Below are 16681 nucleotides of genomic sequence, written 5' to 3' on the forward strand. Positions count from 1 at the left end.
GTCACGCCCTCCTCAGCGCGTTGCCGGAGGAGACCATGGTGAAGCCGTCTTCGAACTCGAGGCCGACCGAATTCATGCTCTTGCCGTTCGGCCAGCGGCGGCTCCTGGCGAAGACGCGGCAGCGCTGGCCTTTGCGGCCGCAGCGGTTCCACCTGAAAATGTAGGGGAATTCAGGCATCGGAGCGCCTCCCCACGATGACGGCGGTGGCGCGGCTGACGTTCTGCTCGCGGGCGAGGGCGAGCGCTCGCGGTCTGGCCTTGTCCATGGCGGCGCGCACGGCTTTCACGCTGCGGGGATCGGCAAGGCCGGCCAGAAATCCTGCCTCGACCGAGACGAAAGCGCCGGCGAGGGCGTTCATGATCGGCGGCTTGCCCGCGGCGATGAGATCAGCGGCGGCGGCGTCGATCGCTTTCTGCATCGCCTCGGCGAAGACGCGGGATTGCCGGGCTTCCTCGACCTTCCATTTGTCGATGACGTCAGCCATGCCGCCGGCCCTCCCAATGCGCCGCGCCGCCCGGCAGGTTCTCGACATAGATCGGCAGCCGCTGCTGCGTCGGTGTGGTCCAGCGGCCATACCCGTTCCGGATCGCGCGCTGGCCGATCTTCGACCAGGTCATCGGCCACTCTCTGAACCAGCCGAGCTCGACGAACATCGCCACCGCAACCGGGCCGAGATAGGCTTCATCGTCCTCGCGAACCTTGCGTTCATGCATGGCGCACCTCGGGGCGACCGTCGAACAGCTTGCCATCCAGCAGGCGACCGGTGTGGCGGCGGCCTTCCTTGACCATGAACGCGGGGCGGATGCCGGCCATGCCGGATTCGACGCGGCGCCAAGGTTCGCGGATTGCCTCCTTGAAGTGAGCGCGGTCCGGCGCGTGCCGCCATTCGCCCCACTGCTTCAGGTGGAAGATTGCGCGACGGGAGACGGCCTGGTCATGGAGAGAATGCACCCAGACATGGTGCATCGGCCGAGCCTTGTGCGCCCCTTGGTCGGACTCGCCGCCGACGACGATCCAGTCCGGGCACCAGCCCCCGCGGAAGTCGATCGAGCCGAGCAGGGGCTCGAAACTGCCGAAGGTGAAGAGCGGATGGAAACGCTCGGCGAGGTCGCGGAGCTTGCTGCCGTCGCGATCCCATTCGGCCTGATTGCAGAATGTGCCGCCAAACGCGACGTTCTCAGGCAAAGGCCGCTCGCCGCGCGCCGGGTCAGTCAGCTTCGAAACATTGCCAAGCCGCTTGGTCAGCAGCAGCCAGACCAGATGGGGTGTCGCCTCCATCAATTCGACGAAGCGCCAGCGCCACGGCGCCGGGACGGCCGTATCGAAGGGATCGCAGAGCGACGGGAAGACGAACGGGCGCGTGCCGGCCTTGGCCGCGGCACGGTCCCACGACAGCGGTTGCCGCCAATAGGAATCGCTCATCAGCGAGCGAGTGCCTTCGCCGACGCCGGGCTCGCCCCATTCTACCCGACCCATGCGGGTGCCCATCAGGTGCGCGGCATAGCAACCGTCGCACGCCGGACTGACCTTCGCACAGCCAGTCCACGGGCTCCAGGTTTGATCTGCCCAACTGATCCCAGTCGTCTCAGCCAAGGCTCGGCTCCACCTTCCTGGCGCCGGCGGCTTTGGCGCGCTGGATTGCTCTGTTCGTGATGCTCGCGCGCTCGGCGTTGAGGCGCTTCCACTCGGCCTTCGCCGCGTCGGCTCGCGCGATCGTGTTCGCCTCGGCGGCTGTGAGGAAGTCGCGCCAGGGCCATTTCGGGGGGCGGGGCTTGAAGCGGGTCACTGGCGCGTCCCCGTCTCTGCAACACGACCTTCGGCGCGAGCCAGCCATTCGCGGACAGCGACCAGCATGTCGGGCCGATCAGCGTTGCTCACGTAGTTGACCCGGCCGCCCTCGACCTTGCCGAACTCGAAAATGAAGAGCGCGAAGCCGAATTGCTTCGGGCGCTGCTCGCCGTTGAGGATACGGTCGATGGTCCGGGCCATCTCCTGGTAGGGGATGTCGGTCATGCCGCCTCTCCGATGCCGATGGAGCCGGGGTTCTTGAAGGCGAGCGGCCGGGCGTCGTCCGGCACGCGATGTTTGCCGCGTGCCATCGGATGCTTCGGCGAGCCGTCGCCGTTCAGGCCAAGGCAGAACAGGTCAAGCGTGCGGGTGCGAGGGCCATCGGGGTCATTGATGGCGTTGAACGCCTGTTCGAGGATGACATCGAACTCGTAGCCGCCCATCGTCATCCGGCGGGACAGGCTGTTGCCCCATGCAGCCATGGCGAAGTTGTGCGTGGCGAGCTCTCGCGCCATGCCGCTCCAGTTGTCCCAAAGAGCGTCGCGACGATCCCAGCGCGGACCTGTCTCGAAATCGAGCCAATCGATGACGCGCTTCGGATCAGGTTCGATGCACGGGATCGGGTTGAGCAGCAGCGCTCCGCCGAAGCCCCAACGGTATGAGAAGGCGATGATGCGACGAGCCGTCGGATCGGTCTCGGCGGCCGTGCCGGCTCGCGACGGATTTAGCATGATCCACGGCAAGATCGGCTCGGCGACATCCCAGACATAGGTCAAGGCGAACCGGCACTCCCCGCTGGCGCGGACGAGCGACTTCACGAACAGCGGCGAGCCAGGGCGGTTCTGCACGTTCATGGCGCGCCTCAGAACGGGATGTCGTCAGGGTGCGCGGGGCCGATATCCGCGAAGTCGCGATCGATGAACGTGACGTCGACGTCGCGCTTCACGACATGGTGCGTTGCCTCGAGCACGAAGAAGCCGATCTCGGGGTTGAGCCGAGCCAGCCGCTTCGCCTCGATCACGGCGCTGTCCAGCGTCTTGTGCCTGGCGGTCGGAGCGCCTTGGTGCAGCCCATAGACCATCCAAAACGGGGAGGGCGTCATGCCTTGCTCCTCTTGCGATTGGGGAAGGGTCGGGAAGGGATGCGCGACTTGCGGCGCGTCGGCGCCGGCGGCTCGCTTCCCGTGGCCTTGGCCAGCAGTTGGGCCCGGAACGCCGCCTCTTTCTTGGCGTTGCGGCGCATCTTTGCGATCTTGCCGATGTCGGAGCCCGCGGTTGTCGCTCCGGCGCCGCGTGTCTTCACGGCGTGACAGTCTCGATGGACCGCACGCAGGTTTTCGATCTCGTCGGCCCCACCCAACGCCAAAGCGTGCTCGTGGTCGAAATCGAGATCAGCGAGATCGCCCAACTTGCCTCTGCAAAGCGGGCAAGTTGCTTGCGCCACTACGACCTTGAGCTTGTCGACAGTGGTCAGCTTTCGCCGCGTTACCGTCACAGGGAGGCCTCCTTCAATCGGAGGTGCCCCCAGGAGCGCCCGGCCTTGATGTCAAAGACGGTCCAAGAAGAGATGCTGTGCGCGTCAGCGATTTCGCGGTAGTGTCGCTGGTCGGAAAAGATCGATCTAACCTGCAGCTCGGTTAGTTTCGCAGCCGTATTCTTCTGCCCGATCCGTACCGCAGACCGGCCACGGGACATCATGTCAGCCGAGTTGTCGGCGACCGTTCCAACCGACAGGTGCGCCGGGTTCACGCACGGAGGATTATCGCAAGAATGGCGAACAACCATCCCGGCGGGGATCTCTCCGCATTTGAGTTCATAGGCCTTACGATGTGCAGGGGTTTCCACACCATGATAACGCACTCGCCCATAGCCATCCTGGTCGCGCTTGCCCGCCCACAGCCAACAACCATTCGGGCTCTTGGCCTTTCGGACTTTCAGCCAGAACTTCGCTTCCCTACCTTTGCGGTCGGAAGCGAAATGGCATTCGTTTGAGCAAAATTTGCGAGAAGACCAGTATGCGCGGCCATAGGAGCCCCGCTGTACAGTGATACCGCACTCCTGGCATTTCATTTCGTCGCCGACAGACGCGCGTAACTTGGACAGGCTCAATGAACCTCGACAGCCGCAGCTCTTCACTCGCGTAAGGTGGTCGGTGCGAATGATTTTCTCCGTGCCACATGAGCACCGAACGCGTCGTGCGCGGCCTTCGAAACCAATGACGGTGAGAGAGCCGTAGGTTGCTCCCAGAGGATGCAGGCGGCGGTTTTCGGGGGTGCGCATCATTGGACCACCGTCACGCGCTCGGCGGCCCGGGTGATCGCCGTGTACGCCCAGCGCGCCCGGTCCTCACGAAAGGCGAAGCCCTCGTCGAAGATATAGACGTTGTCCCACTGGCTGCCCTGCGCCTTGTGGCAGGTGAGGGCATAGCCGAAGGTGAACTCGTCGGTGCCCTTCTTGCGCTCCCAGGGGATGTCCTTCTCGTCGCCGGTGAAGAACTCGTCGAGCACGAACACCTCGGTCGGCTTCGCTTCGACGTGGTCTTCCGACGAGCAGAGCAGCTTCACGCCGCCCTTCTTGCGGTTCCGGCCCTTGGTTTCGACGACCTCCCAGAGGCCGCCGTTGAGGAGTTTCTTCTCGCGGTTGTTGCGCAGGCAGACGAGACGGTCGCCAACCATCGGCAGAGGGTCGCGGCGGTTGAGAAGCTGGCGGAGCCGGTTGTTGTAGAGCCGCCGCGTCTTGTTGAGCCCGACGAGCACCTGGTCGGCGCCGACGACCTCCTGCTGGTCGACTTCCTCGCGGGTGATGATCTTACTGTCGCCGTAGCAGCCATAGTCGAGCCGGCCGCCCTCGCGGATCGTCATCGACATCCTGATGATCGGGCTCTCGGCGGCTTGCCGATGGACCTCGGTCAGCATGAAGTCGGGCCGGCGCGAGGTGAAGAAGCCTTCGCCCTTCACCGGCGGGAGCTGCGCCGGATCTCCGAGCACCAGCACTTTCGTGCCGAACGACAGAAGATCGCGGCCGAGCTCCTCGCCGACCATCGAGCACTCGTCGATGATGACGAGCTCGGCATCCTTCACCGCGCTGTTGGGGTCGAGCTTGAAGGTCGGTTCCCAACTATCGCTGTCATCGACGGAATAGATGAGCGAATGGATGGTGCGCGCGTCGGCGCAGCCCTTGCGGCGCAGCACGAGCGCTGCCTTGCCGGTGAAGGCGCCGAACAGCACCTCGCCGCTCACGCCGCCGGCCAAATCCTTCGCCAGCGTGGTCTTGCCTGTGCCAGCGAAACCCGCGAGGTAGAAGACCTGTGACGACGGCTCCTTGAGCCATGCGCGCACGGCCTTGATCGCGGCTTCCTGTTGCGGGGACCACGCCATCACAGACGCCCTCCGGCCTTGGCGGCCATCTCGGCCTTGTAATCCTCGACGTCCAGGCCGAACTCGGCATAGATCAGGTCGAATGCCTTGTTGGCGAAGAGCCTGAATTCGTTGTCGTCCATCTCAGCGATGCTCTGCGGATTGACGTGCATCGAGCCGTCCATGAGGCGGAAGCTTTCGGCGTAGCCGAGCTCGGTCAGGACGGCGTTGGAGAGCGCTCGCGACGAGCCGTACTCATCGCGATTGTCGACGACCCAGCCGAGGAAGCCCCAGTAGAGCCGGAGCATCTCGTTGCTCTTGGCACTGTCGATCGTGGCGGTGACCTCGGCGCCGCGCTTCAGCCCGGCATGAAACTCCGCGTCGATGGCGGACACGGGCTCATAGCCGTGCGGGACCACGCGCAGGATCGTGACGGGCTTGCTGGCGGATCGCCGGGCCATCGGATTAGGCCTTCGGCTGCAGTTCGTCGCTGCGCTTCTTCCAGAGCGCGCGCAGCTCGCCAGCGACCTTCGGATCGAGGTTGTCGCGGAGCTCGGCCTCGGCGAACCAGCGCTTCTTCATGACGACAGCGTCGGTCGAGGCCTCGATCCAAGCGCGGATGTAGGCCTGGAGCTCGGCGTCGTTCATGTCGGCCGGCGCCTTCTCGGCAGCTTGGTGTGTCGACGGCCGGTCGCCGGGGAAGGTGTCGTCATCAGCAGACGGCTGATCGGTATCGCCGGCCTGCTGTTCGGACGCGGCGTGGTCCTCGATCCGAGCCTTCGCCTGCCGGTAGATCTCGCGCGCCTCCTGCTGATCGCCGGGGTTCAGCGCCTCGACGATCACCATGCCGAGGTTCGGCTTGCCCTTGGTCTTGCCGAGCCACTCGTCGATCGCTTCGACGGATTCGAAGCCGTCCAGCGCCTCGCTGAACTCGGCGAGCAGTGCCTGGCCGTTGTAGTCCGGCACCCGCTCGCCGCCGTCGTGCTCGTCGTCCTGCTGCTGATCCTGCTGACCCTGCTGATTGCCGCTGGTGACCTCGACCGGCGCGGCCTTGGTCTCGCTCGGCTTCGGTGCGGTCCGACCGGCAGGCTTGGCCTCCTGCTTCGGCTCATCGCGAGCAGGTTCATCCTGCTGGATCTCGCCGGTCTCCGGATCGACGGTCTCGACGTGCGTGATCTGGCGCGCGGCGGGTGGAGCAGGCGGCAGACGGCGTTGCGCAGCGTCGGCAACATCGGCAACGGCGACGTCTCCCTCGACGCGGCGCCCTTCCATCTCCTCGGCGGTGAGCTGATTGCCGAGCTCTTCCGGAAAGGCCTTTCGGAGCGCCGCGGCCTCCGCGCACTTCTCGATCTGACCTTCCGGCCGGCTCTGCCACATGTCGTTCGGCAGGTCGGTGTTGCCGATCGTGGCGTAGCTTTCCAGCCACTTCACCTTCGGGCCGACGAACTTGCAGACGCGGTCGCCGAGCACGCGATAGACCGTCATGCGGCACCACTCGGGGAACGCGACCTCGACGGTCTGTTCCTCGTAGCTGTCGCCGCCATTGCCGCGCTTCTTCACCTTGCCGGTGAACGTCTTCTCGATCGTCGGGCCGAACTCCGCCTCATCGCAGCCGGCATACTGGCCGGTGCGGAACGCTGTGGTGCGAACCTCGGAAATGCCGGGCCAGATCGTCTCGACGTAGTCGCGCTTCTTCGAGTCCCACATCGGCACGATGTGGACCGGCTTCTTGAAGGGATCGAGCTTGCGGGCCTTGCAGTAGGAGAGCGCCATGACGACGGAATCGGGCGTCTTGGCCAGCGGGTAGACCGCCTCCACCAGAGCCTTCCATCCACTCTTGTCGACGCCGAAGCGATCCTGGACGGCGGCGTGATAGGGAAGGCGTGGCGGCTGCAGTTCGACGAGCGCGTTCATGGTCTGTGACCTCGGTTCGGATCAGGTGTTGGGGTTGAGGCGTGGCTTGCCGTCGACCAGGACGCCGGGCATGTGGGGCACGCCGACCTTCGCCATCTGGTGCGCGAGCTTCTCGGCCAGGACGGCGACACCGGCGGCGTTGATCTTGCCGAGGTAGCCGGCCCATGCCTCGAGGTCGGTGATTTCGATCTGGAGCGGCGCCTTGTGCGCGCCCATCTGCCGGCCAGTGCCGATCGTGACCTTAGGTGGCTCAGGCTCGGATGGTGGTGGCGTCGGCTCCGGCGCGGGCTCGCCGGCTTCGGCGGCCTCCGCGGCGCGCTTGGCCTCGATCTCGGCGAGCCGCTCGCGCTCCTTGCGGGCTTCCTCCGCGAGCCGGGCCTGCTCGGCGCGGATATAGGCCTGCCCCATGTCAACGAGCTGCTTCTTCAGCGCAGCGGCGTCACGGACGATGGGCTGCCACTTCGCGTCGACGGCGCGGCTCGCGGCGAGGTGCGGTTCCTTCTCGTCGATGCGGGCCTTTTCGGCTTCCTTCTCCAGCGCCAGGAAAGCATCTCGGTGCTGGACGACCTGATCAGCCTGCGCCTTGGTCAACGGCTTGCCGCCGATCTCCTCGAGCCAGGCCTTCACCGTCGTCTCGAGATCGGACACCTTCTTCGCGACGGCCTGATGCGGCTCCAAATCCTCCGGCGGGTTGTTGCCGCCGATGCCGAGCCGATCCTTCGTCGCCGGCATGCCGCTCTGCCACGCGCCGGTGTCGAGCGCGGTCACGTAGTCCGCGTACTCGACCGCCTGCAGGCGCGGCCAGGTCTTGGCGAGGAAGCTGCCCCACTCCTCACGGCAGTCGCGGTCGATCGGATCAGCACCAGCGATCGAGACGAGCCAGAAGCCATCATCCGACCAAGTCGAAACCGGCAGGGCATAGCCGCCGGTCTTGTTCAGCAACCGCCAGAAGCCGTAGGCGAGCGGGCTGTCAGGCGCCGGTGACTTTCCGGACGCGCGCAGCGCATCCCACACGCTGGTGTCGATGGCGGCTTCGGCGGTGTCGCTCATGGCTTCGATCTCGTCGGGATGCGGATGACCGGCCGAGCGCCGCGCCATCCTGTGAGGTTGAGGCCGGCCGCCCGGATGGCGATCTCGGCCTTGAGGCGGTCATGGACCGCGAGGCAGTGGCGGCGCACGGCTCCGGACGAGCGCGCGCCGCGAGGCATCAGGCGGCCTCGGGCGGATGCGCCGGCACGACTGGGCGGACCTGCAGGGTGCCGGATGGCTTGCGGAAACTCTCAGCGCCTTCGCCGGCTGGCTTGAGGTCGCCGTAGAGCGCGAGCACCTTGCCGAAGCGGATGACGTCGCCGGCTTCGACGTTGGTGCGGGCCGCGATGTTGAAGCGGGCGAGCTGGTCGGCGTTCATCAGCGAGGCGATGACGGCGGCGGTGCCGAGGTCTTCGGCGGCGCTCACGGATTTCAGAAGATCGGACAGGCCCATGTAGGGGCTCCTCGGTTTCTAGGGGAGCGCCGCAACGCTCCCCGTGCTGTCAACGGTGGCTCGCTGACCTGGCCCCTTGCCTGGGGCGAGCCGGCGGTTCGGCGTGTTTCCGGCCCATTGCGGTGGGCCCCTCGAGGCCTGGCGGACGGCTGATCTCCAACAGCCGCGGGTCGCCAGTGGAATGCTCGCCACAAGGGCGATGAGCAGGAGTGCGAGAGCCAGCATCAGGCGCCGGCGTCTCGCGCGACGGTCTCGACCGAGGGCAGGGGCTTCGGCTTTTCCGGCTCCTGGTTCCAGTCGATTTCGTGCCGGTAGATCGAGCAGAGGTACGCGTAGCCGCACAGGCCAAGGATCGGCGCGAAGACCAGCATCAGCGGCCAGGAGTCGGCGAGCGTCTGAGCGGGCTTCGCGATGAGGAGGCCGCATTCGACGATCGGCGCGCCGGAGAAGATGCACGCAAGCTCAGGCAGCATCAGCGGCCTCCTCGTGCTCAGCGCCGAGGGAGCGCGCACCACCATTGGCGCGCCGGCAATCGGCATGCGTGCTCGCCCGAACACGCGGCGCTCCCTCGGCATTCGTGAAAGGCATGCCGGAGCCGCAGAGCATGCTGGCTGGGGGGAATGGGGCGGCGTGCCCCGCGTCTCCGGCAACTCGGACGAACGCAGCCGTCGGCACGTAGCTCTCGTGGAGCAGGCGCGGCTGGCGATCGATGAAGGATTGGCACGCCTCGCGGCTGAGCCAGTGTGACTGGACAGCGAGAACGCCGCGCTCGACCAAAGCGACGATGCGGTCTGCAGCCTCGGCGTAGCCGACGGGGAGGAAGACGAGCATGATCATGCGCTCCCCGCTGCCTCGGCGTTCGCCAAGTGATGGTTCCAAAGGATTTTCGGAGCACCGTCGGGGCCGCGTCGATCAACGGCCGGCATCCATCCGCTGTCCTGCCAGCTCAGGCGGATGCTGGGGCCGAACAGCGCGATTTCAGCGAAGCGATATCCCCGGTGGACCTGCAGCACGAAGCGGCGCGGGCCCGAATACCCCTTGCGATAGCGCGATACCCAGATCGACCACGACCAGCAAAGCAGGTGCGGCCAGTGGCGAGCGATCAGGACGCGTGAACCTTGGACGTTCGTCCGGCCCCAGAATGACAGGCCGGCGCGCCAGCCTCGCTTGCGGCGCTCGGCATGATCCCAGGCATCGAATTTGGCCAGGTTGTAGGCATCGTCGCGCCAGCAGCGCGCGGGCTTGAAATCGAACTGGACGAGGAAGCGTTTCGTGTTCACGACCGCGCCTCCCGCTCAGCCTTGCGGGCGAGCCATTCGCGCTCGTAGACGAGCCGCTTGGGCTCGGTCCATTCGGGCTTCATCGGCTCGATGGTGGTGCAGCCGCCGTAGGTGACCTCGGCCAGCGGCAACTCCGGACAGAAGCGAGCTATGATCGCGACGAAGGTGTCGTGGCGCAGGTAGAGACCGCCCATGCCGCCCGTGGCGTGCCATGGCTGGTCCTTCCATGGCTTCCAGCGGATCACGTCGACGTAAGCGACCTCGGCGTAGCCTGCAGGAGCGCTGACGTGCCAGGGGCCGCGCAGGACGATCTCAGAGCCGTCCTCCATTGTCAGCGGGTAGCACTCCCCGCCGAACCCGGCCTGCTTGCTCGTGCACATCCGCTCGACCTCGATCCGCTCGCCGGGCTCGTAGCCGGAGCGAACACCGTCCTGGATCGTAGCGAAGCCGGGCTGATCACCCCATTCCGACCCATAGCGTCGGTGCCAGCGCAGAGTGCCATCTGCGCTCTGGAACATCGACACCTTGGCCGGTGAGAGTGCGCCGTCGTGAGCGTATTGCTCCATGCGACCATCGGCGTGCCGGGCGCGGTAGTAGCACCCGTCCTCTCGGGCGAACCGCTTGTCCGGCCAGTCGCGGACGTTGCCATGGACCTTGAGCCGAACGCGCGGGCTGTTGCAGTAGCCCTCAACCCAATCGACGTGCGCGCCCTTGCACCAGTCAGGAATCGGCTGCGGCCCGACCGGCCGCTCGATTTCCCGCCACGTCAGGCGGTTGTCGATCCCGTGCATCACGGCGCGGGTCTGTTCGGTGGAGAGCATCATGGGTGCCGATCCATTCCGGCAGCGCGGCGGATCTCGAGCGCCTTGACGGCTTCGCCGAGATCGTCGTCGGTCATTAGGAAGTCGCGGGCACCGTCAGGATGCGACGGCGTGCGAACCAGCACGGTGATCTTCACGCCCGGCTTGAAGCAGGCGACGATCGCTTCCATGTGGCCGGCGACGGTGCGCTGGGCGTTGTCGAGAAGCTCGCCCATCACACAGCCCTCGCCAAACGAAGCCGGCGCGACCGCTCAGCCAGCTCGACGCAGCGAGCGTAGGAGGCCTGCTGGCGAGCCGCGGCGATCGCATTGGCGCCGCCGATAGCGACAGCCTCGCGCTCGAACTGGTCGCCAGCACTCGGTGCCTGAACCTCGACAGGCTCGCCAAGGCGCGGATCGAAGCCTTCCAGCGCGCCGGCAACGAACTGCCGGGCCGCAAGCTGCAAAAGCCTCTCTGGGTATGGTCGGGCTGCACTCGACATCACGCGACCTCGCGCACGTCGATCATCCGCTCGATCAGAGCGAGCGCCGACTTCTGGAGGTCGTTCTTCGTCGGTTCGAGTGCCGACTCCGCTGCCGACCACGCTGCCGACCTCGCTGCCGACCTCGCTGCCGACCTCGCTGCCGACTCCGCTGCCGACCTCGCTGCCGACTCCGCTGCCGACCTCGCTGCCGACCACGCTGCCGACCTCGCTGCCGACCACGCTGCCGACTCCGCTGCCGACCACGCTGCCGACTCCGCTGCCGACCTCGCTGCCGACCACGCTGCCGACCTCGCTGCCGACCACGCTGCCGACTCCGCTGCCGACGCATCCTTCTGAGCGGCTTCCAGAGCCGGCTTGATCGAAGGCGTCTTCTCGAAGCTGGTGATTTCGGGGAACGAGGAGAGCGCATCGGCGTGATCGTTCAGGCCGGCGAGCCGCAGCCATGCCGGCGTGAAGGTCCGGACGTACCAGTCCGCGGCCATGGTCGCGCGCCGAGCCTCGACGGCTTTCGTGGAGCGGGTGCCAACCAGCTTCGGGATCAGCGGCAGAAGGATGCCACGCTGATCGTCTGGGAGGTCGTCGTTCCACGAACGCATGAACGCCGAGATGACCGGGCAAGCGCAGGCCGGCTGATCGGACCAGGGCTCGCCGGCGATGAACGCGACGGCCTCCATGGCGCACATCAGGCCATCAGTGTTCTCGGCGTGGCTCGACCTGTGCAGCGCAGTGATCTGTGCCAGGCGGTCCGGGATGATCGTTGGTGCTTCGCTGACCAGCATCTCGCTCTCCGTTCGGGAGGTGTGAGAATGCTTGTCACACATCCTGTGACATAATGCAATAGGCTTGACACCAAAAAAGTGACGCGGCACTCATAGGGGTATCAGCCATTCGCCGCGAGCGTCCGGTTGGTCGCGCATCACCGTCGGTTCAGACACACAGCGGGGTGATTCGTTGATGGCCTACCGTGGGGGCTTCCCAAGGCCGAGCCTGGTCCGAAAGATCCGAGGGCGGGAAGCGGGCGCACGAGAGCGCTCGAAAGTAGGGATCGAGGTGCGCCGCTCGCATCGAGCGCATCGCCATTGAGAACCCCGGCTCCGGCCGTCCAGTCTCATGGGTCGGGACAACCTTGCCTCAGCTCTCAGAGCGGGCAGGGGTGTCTCGTCCTATGCCAAATCCTCCCCCTCTCCATCCGTCCAATCGGGGCCTTCACCAAGACCAGAGTCCCATTCTTGACCGTCAGAAGGAGGTTGAGGTGAGCGACAAGCATCGAGCTCAACTGCATGCGCGCATGGGTGCCTTCGGGATCAAGATGCGCACGATCGAATCCGACCAGCGGATGATCGAGGTCGCCTGCATCATGTTCCAGGTCGAAGCTGGGACAGTCGACGAGGTGTGGCGTGCATCGGTTGCTCTCGGGCGTAAGGAGCGCAGCCGTCGTGCGCGCGCGGCCAGGTCGGACAAATCGATTGCGCACCACTACACCACCGTAGATTGGGCGGCTGAAGCAAGGCGTCGCGATGTGGTCGAAAGTGGTCTGGATCTCGATGCGGAACGCGAGGAGCGAATCATGCTGGCGAAGGTTCGCGCATCTACCAAACACCTGCCGCCGACCGATGAGCGCCGAACTGCGGTTGATGCATTCTTGCGGCGCTCGACCTGGGCGGAGGCTACAGACCACCGATGATCTGCGGCTGCATGTAGGTGATCCGAGCGGTTCGCCTTCCGCTATCGCTGCAGTTCACGCTGGAAAAGACGATATCGTTCGGGCGCCCTTCGCCGATCCACTCGACGTGCACCGTCGCGCAGGCACCCATCGGCCTCGCCTGATCCTTGGTGGGGCGACCATATTGGCTTCGCAGGCTCATGAGCGCAGGAGTTTCGTCGTCCGGCGAGACCATCAATGTCACCCCTCTGAGCTTCCCCGCCTTGAACAGGAAGTAGCTGGGGAAGGTTCTGTCGCCGGCGATGTATGAGCCCTTGAGCTCGGGATACCCGATGATCTCGATAGCACGCCCCGAATCTGTAGGGCCGGCATCGATGATCCCAGGGGCTGATGCCTTCACTTCGGCAACCGACATGCCCCAGCGCGTGTATTGCCAGTCAGCGGCAGCGGGCAATGACGAAGCGGTCAGGCTGGCGACGACGACCGCTACATGCGTGTGACTTTGCAAATCACCCTCCCGATCACGTTGAGGTCCGAAGCCGCGATCACGTCCGGCGTATGCAGAGGATTGTCCGAGATGATTCGGACCTGCAAGGGGTCGCTACCGCGCACGAGCTGGATGCGTTTGATCGAGATGCCAATGCCATCGCTGATCGCGAAAACTCCGTCCGGCGACGGGGCTCGGGAAGACCGGTGGATCATCACCCTGTCGCCCGGCAGGAGGGTCGGGATCATTGAGTCGCCATCGACGGGGATGATGTCGACATCGGCTTCCTTCGCGCGGAGCTCTGTGTGCAGGTAGGACTGCGGCAGCGTCCATGTGCTCGAGACGCCGTCGATGATCTCCCCGTCCACGGCGACAACCGTGGCGTGACCGCCGGGGCCGAGGCCGCCGCGGACATCCCGCTCTACGACCTCTCCCGGCCGCAACTTTCGCCGCGCGGCTCTGCGTGCCGCATCGTCGGCCACTGCGTCGTCTATAGGATCTTGGACCAGGTCTTCGTCAGGGTCGAAGCTGCCGACCAGAGGGCGATCAAAGACGAGAAAGTCGGCCGTGGTGCCGAGAAACTGCGCCACCTGATCCGCATACTCTCGCGGAAAGCGAACCGTACCCTTGTACCACCGCGAGACGTTCTGACGGTTCACGCCAAGCAGCCGAACGACATCGGCTTGCGTCTTTTTGGATCGATCCAAGGCGATGCGGAAGGGCGATTGCTTCATCGTTTGACGCTTACAGAGCGCCGAAATAGGCGTAACGCACGAAATGTGTGACATGCCTCTTGCTACGTCCCCTTTTGTGTGACATAGCAATGCATCATGAAGCTCGCCGAATATCTCCGGACCCGCGACATGAAGCCCGCCGAGTTCGCTCGGATCGTGGGCACGCATCGTCAGAACGTCTCGCGCTGGATGAACGGCATCGCCGTTCCGCGCCCTGACGACCTGCGAAAAATCCTGGAAGTGACGGACGGCAAGGTCACGCCGAACGATTTCATTACCCTCGCCGAGGCTTCCTGAGATGGCGAGCGAACTCACCATCGGCCAGCAGTTGGTCGCGCGGCTCGGCACGCGCCGCAGGGGCGTCATCGACTTCATTCGGTCGTCGATAGACGCATGCGAGCGCGACGAGCCGCAAATCGTGAAGGCGTTGATGGATGCGCGTCTGGCCGACGCCTTCGCCGGCACCGGCATCGGCCGCGAGAACTCCGAGATAGCCCTCGCTAATACGGTATCCCGTCATCTTCAGCTTCATCCGGAACGCCGTGCAATCGCCGAAGCATTGCTGAGGTGTGAGCCTTGATCCGGTCGTTCCACCAATCTTCCTGGTCGCACGCAAAGATGGCCATGCCGGCATCGAAGCTGGTGATGACCCCGTTCTTGATGAGCCGGGAGACCAGTCCTTCCCAAAGGCCTAACGCCAAGTCCGCCTTCTCGTCAGTCGTCAATTCGCCCGCCACTGCCACTCTCCTGATCGTTCCCGCGATCCGAGATTGTAGCGGCGCCTTCATCGAGTCGAGGGCTGGCTGATGTTCAGCAAGTTCGACATCGCCATGTCGGCTTCGGTCACTGCGCTCTTCATCAGCGCCGGCCGGTTTGCCCAGGCTGTGGCCTTCCTCGGCCTATCGGTCGTTCTCATCGCTACCCGCGAGGAGAACTGAGCCATGGTGGGCCTGTCGAACACTCTCCCATCACCTTCGTCCTTTCGTTCCTGTGAGGTCATCGCTGCCAGGCGCGTCTCTCGGAATTCGTCTGGAACCGCCCGCGCCGCTCAGCGCCATGCCGCCCCGTCGTCAGCAGATATGACGGAGGCGGATTTGCACGTCTGCAAAAGCGGTTTGCAAAGTGATGAGCCGGCGGACCCGGTCGACGAGGCGCGCACCTGGGGTGAATACCTGACCCGTGCAGAGGCGCGCGGGCCGGGCGACTACGGACAGGCCATGGAGCGCATTGAGCGCCGTTATCGCCTGCCTGCTCGCCTCCTTTGGACGCTCCGCTATCGGCCTCCGAAGGATCTCTTCGTGAAATCATACCGCGCGCTCAAGGCTGCCTACGACGCCGAGCGCTCGCGCCAGATGCGGCTGCTTTCCCATGAACTTGCCATCACCGAGGCCATCGCCGGGGATTCTCCGGCTTCTGTTCGCGCGGCTCGCTCTCTGGTGGACGCGAACCTTCCATAGGAGCGGCCGATGAGCGGCGGCGACGGTTACCTGACCAATCCCCTGTTCCGCGAGATCGCCGCGCTCATGACGCAGGCGGGCATCCCCTTCCGTGTCGAGCAGGGCGCGAAGCACTTCCACGTCGTCTTCACGCACCTCGGCGTCGAGCGCACTCAGATCCTGCATCTCGGCCCGAACAACAAGCGATCGACCGCTCGGAAGACGGTGATCCGCTTCCGCAAGATCGTCGAGGCGGAGCGCGCGTGGCGCGAGCAGCAGACCTCCCCGGAACTGGAATTGGAGCAGCCCGCCATGAGCGAGCAGTGTCCGCCCGAGCCTGCGAACGACGAGGATGATGGCAGCGTCGAGTTCGGCCCTGTCGTCTCCTTGAAGGATGGCCGCCCAACCACGACCAGCAGGAATATCGCGGCCGACTTCGGCAAGAGCCATCGCGATGTTCTCCGCGCCATCGATAATCTGATCAAACTCCGGCCCGATCTGCGTGCGCGCAATTTTGCGCAGACGACAATCGAGACGCCGATGCCGACCGGCGGCACGCGATCGGATCGAATCTTCGAGATGGATCGAGACGGCTTCGCTCTCCTCGCAATGGGGTTCACGGGCGAGCGAGCGCTTTCCTGGAAACTCTCTTACCTTGGCGCCTTTAATGCGATGGAGGACAAGCTCCGCCGCATGTCGCCCCCTGTCGCGGCAATCGACACCGACGCCATGAAGGCCAATGCGCAGTTGGCCGCAAGCGCAGCCGGAGGCGCGGCGAAGAATGCTGTCACTCCGCATATGCGCCAGATCGACGGCAAGATGGCGCACTTCGACGACCGCCTGACGAAGATGGCGAAGTGGTTTCAGGGCTCGCGCCGCGAGACCAACGCGAAGATCGATGCGCTCCTGACCATCCTCGCTAAGCCGTCGGCCGTCGCTCTGCAGATGAACGACTACATCGAGATCGGCGGCGTCTATGAGGTCGCCGGCGTGCCGCCAAACGTGGCGCGCCGGGGCATCCTCTCCGCTAACATCCGCCGATCTCTCGACGACTACGCGATAGACCAGCATGTACTGGCTGCTCATGCGACGGTTCGCGGCCAGAAGGTCCGCCACTGGCCCAAGTCACTGGTAGCCGACTGGCTCGCTGAGATCGGCCACGCGCTGATCGATCGCCACCTTCGCGCGCACGGCGCCCAGACCGCGCAACTGCGTCTCATCCAATCCTGATCGCA

Annotated in this window: 30 protein-coding genes; 6 read left to right on the forward strand and 24 right to left on the reverse strand. The window is 65.2% G+C overall.

Annotation, left to right across the window (positions count from 1 at the left end; translation table 11 throughout):
• Position 1: 1 nt before the first annotated feature.
• From ACFPOB_RS27090 to ACFPOB_RS27195, 22 genes are all read right to left on the reverse strand, one after another.
• Positions 2-178 (reverse strand): hypothetical protein, encoded by a 177-nt coding sequence (locus ACFPOB_RS27090; protein WP_377801381.1) that lies wholly within the window; start codon positions 176-178, stop codon positions 2-4.
• Positions 171-485 (reverse strand): hypothetical protein, encoded by a 315-nt coding sequence (locus ACFPOB_RS27095; RefSeq protein ID WP_377801382.1) that lies wholly within the window; start codon positions 483-485, stop codon positions 171-173. The genes ACFPOB_RS27090 and ACFPOB_RS27095 overlap by 8 nt, the downstream gene beginning before the upstream one ends.
• Positions 478-714, reverse strand: coding sequence for a hypothetical protein (locus ACFPOB_RS27100; RefSeq protein ID WP_377801383.1), 237 nt, complete (start codon positions 712-714; stop codon positions 478-480). The genes ACFPOB_RS27095 and ACFPOB_RS27100 overlap by 8 nt, the downstream gene beginning before the upstream one ends.
• On the reverse strand, positions 707-1594 hold the full coding sequence (locus tag ACFPOB_RS27105) for a DUF5131 family protein (protein WP_377801384.1): 888 nt from the start codon (positions 1592-1594) through the stop codon (positions 707-709). Before ACFPOB_RS27105 ends, ACFPOB_RS27100 begins: the two co-directional genes overlap by 8 nt.
• The gene (locus tag ACFPOB_RS27110) at positions 1587-1787 is read right to left on the reverse strand and encodes a hypothetical protein (RefSeq protein ID WP_377801385.1); all 201 of its coding nucleotides are present in this window, start codon (positions 1785-1787) and stop codon (positions 1587-1589) included. Before ACFPOB_RS27110 ends, ACFPOB_RS27105 begins: the two co-directional genes overlap by 8 nt.
• Positions 1784-2014, reverse strand: a complete 231-nt coding sequence (locus tag ACFPOB_RS27115) for a hypothetical protein (RefSeq protein WP_377801386.1) — start codon at positions 2012-2014, stop codon at positions 1784-1786. The genes ACFPOB_RS27110 and ACFPOB_RS27115 overlap by 4 nt, the downstream gene beginning before the upstream one ends.
• Positions 2011-2643, reverse strand: coding sequence for a DUF1643 domain-containing protein (locus ACFPOB_RS27120; protein WP_377801387.1), 633 nt, complete (start codon positions 2641-2643; stop codon positions 2011-2013). Before ACFPOB_RS27120 ends, ACFPOB_RS27115 begins: the two co-directional genes overlap by 4 nt.
• Before the next feature lie 8 nt (positions 2644-2651).
• Entirely contained in the window at positions 2652-2891 is a 240-nt protein-coding gene (locus ACFPOB_RS27125; protein ID WP_377801388.1) for a hypothetical protein, read from the reverse strand.
• The gene (locus ACFPOB_RS27130; protein ID WP_377801389.1) at positions 2888-3283 is read right to left on the reverse strand and encodes an HNH endonuclease signature motif containing protein; all 396 of its coding nucleotides are present in this window, start codon (positions 3281-3283) and stop codon (positions 2888-2890) included. Before ACFPOB_RS27130 ends, ACFPOB_RS27125 begins: the two co-directional genes overlap by 4 nt.
• Positions 3280-4068, reverse strand: coding sequence for an HNH endonuclease signature motif containing protein (locus ACFPOB_RS27135; protein WP_377801390.1), 789 nt, complete (start codon positions 4066-4068; stop codon positions 3280-3282). Before ACFPOB_RS27135 ends, ACFPOB_RS27130 begins: the two co-directional genes overlap by 4 nt.
• Positions 4068-5165: an ATP-dependent DNA helicase gene (locus tag ACFPOB_RS27140; protein ID WP_377801391.1), complete on the reverse strand. Its 1098-nt coding sequence runs from the start codon at positions 5163-5165 to the stop codon at positions 4068-4070. The genes ACFPOB_RS27135 and ACFPOB_RS27140 overlap by 1 nt, the downstream gene beginning before the upstream one ends.
• A complete protein-coding gene (locus tag ACFPOB_RS27145) occupies positions 5165-5605 on the reverse strand; it encodes a hypothetical protein (protein WP_377801392.1) in 441 nt (146 codons plus the stop codon). The genes ACFPOB_RS27140 and ACFPOB_RS27145 overlap by 1 nt, the downstream gene beginning before the upstream one ends.
• 4 nt (positions 5606-5609) lie before the next feature.
• Positions 5610-7058 (reverse strand): phage recombination protein Bet, encoded by a 1449-nt coding sequence (gene bet / locus ACFPOB_RS27150; RefSeq protein WP_377801393.1) that lies wholly within the window; start codon positions 7056-7058, stop codon positions 5610-5612.
• 21 nt (positions 7059-7079) lie between these two features.
• A complete protein-coding gene (locus tag ACFPOB_RS27155) occupies positions 7080-8108 on the reverse strand; it encodes a hypothetical protein (RefSeq protein WP_377801394.1) in 1029 nt (342 codons plus the stop codon).
• Positions 8109-8265: 157 nt separating this feature from the next.
• Positions 8266-8541 (reverse strand): hypothetical protein, encoded by a 276-nt coding sequence (locus ACFPOB_RS27160; RefSeq protein ID WP_377801395.1) that lies wholly within the window; start codon positions 8539-8541, stop codon positions 8266-8268.
• A 224-nt stretch (positions 8542-8765) separates the two neighbouring features.
• Positions 8766-9014 carry a hypothetical protein gene (locus ACFPOB_RS27165; protein WP_377801396.1) on the reverse strand — a complete coding sequence of 83 codons (249 nt, stop codon included), beginning with the start codon at positions 9012-9014 and terminating at the stop codon, positions 8766-8768.
• Entirely contained in the window at positions 9004-9378 is a 375-nt protein-coding gene (locus tag ACFPOB_RS27170; protein WP_377801397.1) for a hypothetical protein, read from the reverse strand. The genes ACFPOB_RS27165 and ACFPOB_RS27170 overlap by 11 nt, the downstream gene beginning before the upstream one ends.
• Positions 9375-9821 (reverse strand): hypothetical protein, encoded by a 447-nt coding sequence (locus ACFPOB_RS27175; protein WP_377801398.1) that lies wholly within the window; start codon positions 9819-9821, stop codon positions 9375-9377. The genes ACFPOB_RS27170 and ACFPOB_RS27175 overlap by 4 nt, the downstream gene beginning before the upstream one ends.
• Positions 9818-10645, reverse strand: coding sequence for a hypothetical protein (locus ACFPOB_RS27180; RefSeq protein WP_377801399.1), 828 nt, complete (start codon positions 10643-10645; stop codon positions 9818-9820). The genes ACFPOB_RS27175 and ACFPOB_RS27180 overlap by 4 nt, the downstream gene beginning before the upstream one ends.
• Entirely contained in the window at positions 10642-10857 is a 216-nt protein-coding gene (locus ACFPOB_RS27185) for a hypothetical protein (RefSeq protein WP_377801400.1), read from the reverse strand. The genes ACFPOB_RS27180 and ACFPOB_RS27185 overlap by 4 nt, the downstream gene beginning before the upstream one ends.
• Positions 10857-11087: a hypothetical protein gene (locus ACFPOB_RS27190; protein ID WP_377801401.1), complete on the reverse strand. Its 231-nt coding sequence runs from the start codon at positions 11085-11087 to the stop codon at positions 10857-10859. The genes ACFPOB_RS27185 and ACFPOB_RS27190 overlap by 1 nt, the downstream gene beginning before the upstream one ends.
• Positions 11088-11122: 35 nt before the next feature.
• The gene (locus ACFPOB_RS27195) at positions 11123-11905 is read right to left on the reverse strand and encodes a hypothetical protein (RefSeq protein ID WP_377801402.1); all 783 of its coding nucleotides are present in this window, start codon (positions 11903-11905) and stop codon (positions 11123-11125) included.
• A gap of 473 nt (positions 11906-12378) precedes the next feature.
• Between ACFPOB_RS27195 and ACFPOB_RS27200 the strand changes: the two genes are divergently transcribed.
• Positions 12379-12810 carry a hypothetical protein gene (locus tag ACFPOB_RS27200; protein ID WP_377801403.1) on the forward strand — a complete coding sequence of 144 codons (432 nt, stop codon included), beginning with the start codon at positions 12379-12381 and terminating at the stop codon, positions 12808-12810.
• Here ACFPOB_RS27200 and ACFPOB_RS27205 read toward each other — a convergent pair.
• Positions 12794-13297, reverse strand: a complete 504-nt coding sequence (locus ACFPOB_RS27205) for a hypothetical protein (protein WP_377801404.1) — start codon at positions 13295-13297, stop codon at positions 12794-12796. The genes ACFPOB_RS27200 and ACFPOB_RS27205 overlap by 17 nt on opposite strands.
• A complete protein-coding gene (locus ACFPOB_RS27210; protein ID WP_377801405.1) occupies positions 13276-14010 on the reverse strand; it encodes a LexA family transcriptional regulator in 735 nt (244 codons plus the stop codon). The genes ACFPOB_RS27205 and ACFPOB_RS27210 overlap by 22 nt, the downstream gene beginning before the upstream one ends.
• 96 nt (positions 14011-14106) lie before the next feature.
• Here ACFPOB_RS27210 and ACFPOB_RS27215 point away from each other — a divergent pair, with 96 nt between their 5' ends.
• The 5 genes from ACFPOB_RS27215 to ACFPOB_RS27235 all read left to right on the forward strand — a co-directional run bounded on the left by ACFPOB_RS27215 (position 14107) and on the right by ACFPOB_RS27235 (position 16676).
• Positions 14107-14307: a helix-turn-helix domain-containing protein gene (locus ACFPOB_RS27215; protein WP_377801406.1), complete on the forward strand. Its 201-nt coding sequence runs from the start codon at positions 14107-14109 to the stop codon at positions 14305-14307.
• Between the two features lies 1 nt (position 14308).
• Complete coding sequence (locus ACFPOB_RS27220; protein WP_377801407.1) at positions 14309-14590, forward strand: hypothetical protein; 282 nt, start codon at positions 14309-14311, stop codon at positions 14588-14590.
• Positions 14591-14816: 226 nt separating this feature from the next.
• Positions 14817-14948: a hypothetical protein gene (locus tag ACFPOB_RS27225; protein WP_377801408.1), complete on the forward strand. Its 132-nt coding sequence runs from the start codon at positions 14817-14819 to the stop codon at positions 14946-14948.
• 3 nt (positions 14949-14951) lie between these two features.
• A complete protein-coding gene (locus tag ACFPOB_RS27230; RefSeq protein ID WP_377801409.1) occupies positions 14952-15467 on the forward strand; it encodes a hypothetical protein in 516 nt (171 codons plus the stop codon).
• Positions 15468-15476: 9 nt separating this feature from the next.
• Entirely contained in the window at positions 15477-16676 is a 1200-nt protein-coding gene (locus tag ACFPOB_RS27235) for a Rha family transcriptional regulator (RefSeq protein WP_377801410.1), read from the forward strand.
• The last annotated feature ends 5 nt before the right edge of the window (positions 16677-16681 follow it).

The organism is Allobosea eneae, from assembly GCF_042657265.1.
Taxonomy (GTDB): domain Bacteria; phylum Pseudomonadota; class Alphaproteobacteria; order Rhizobiales; family Beijerinckiaceae; genus Allobosea; species Allobosea eneae.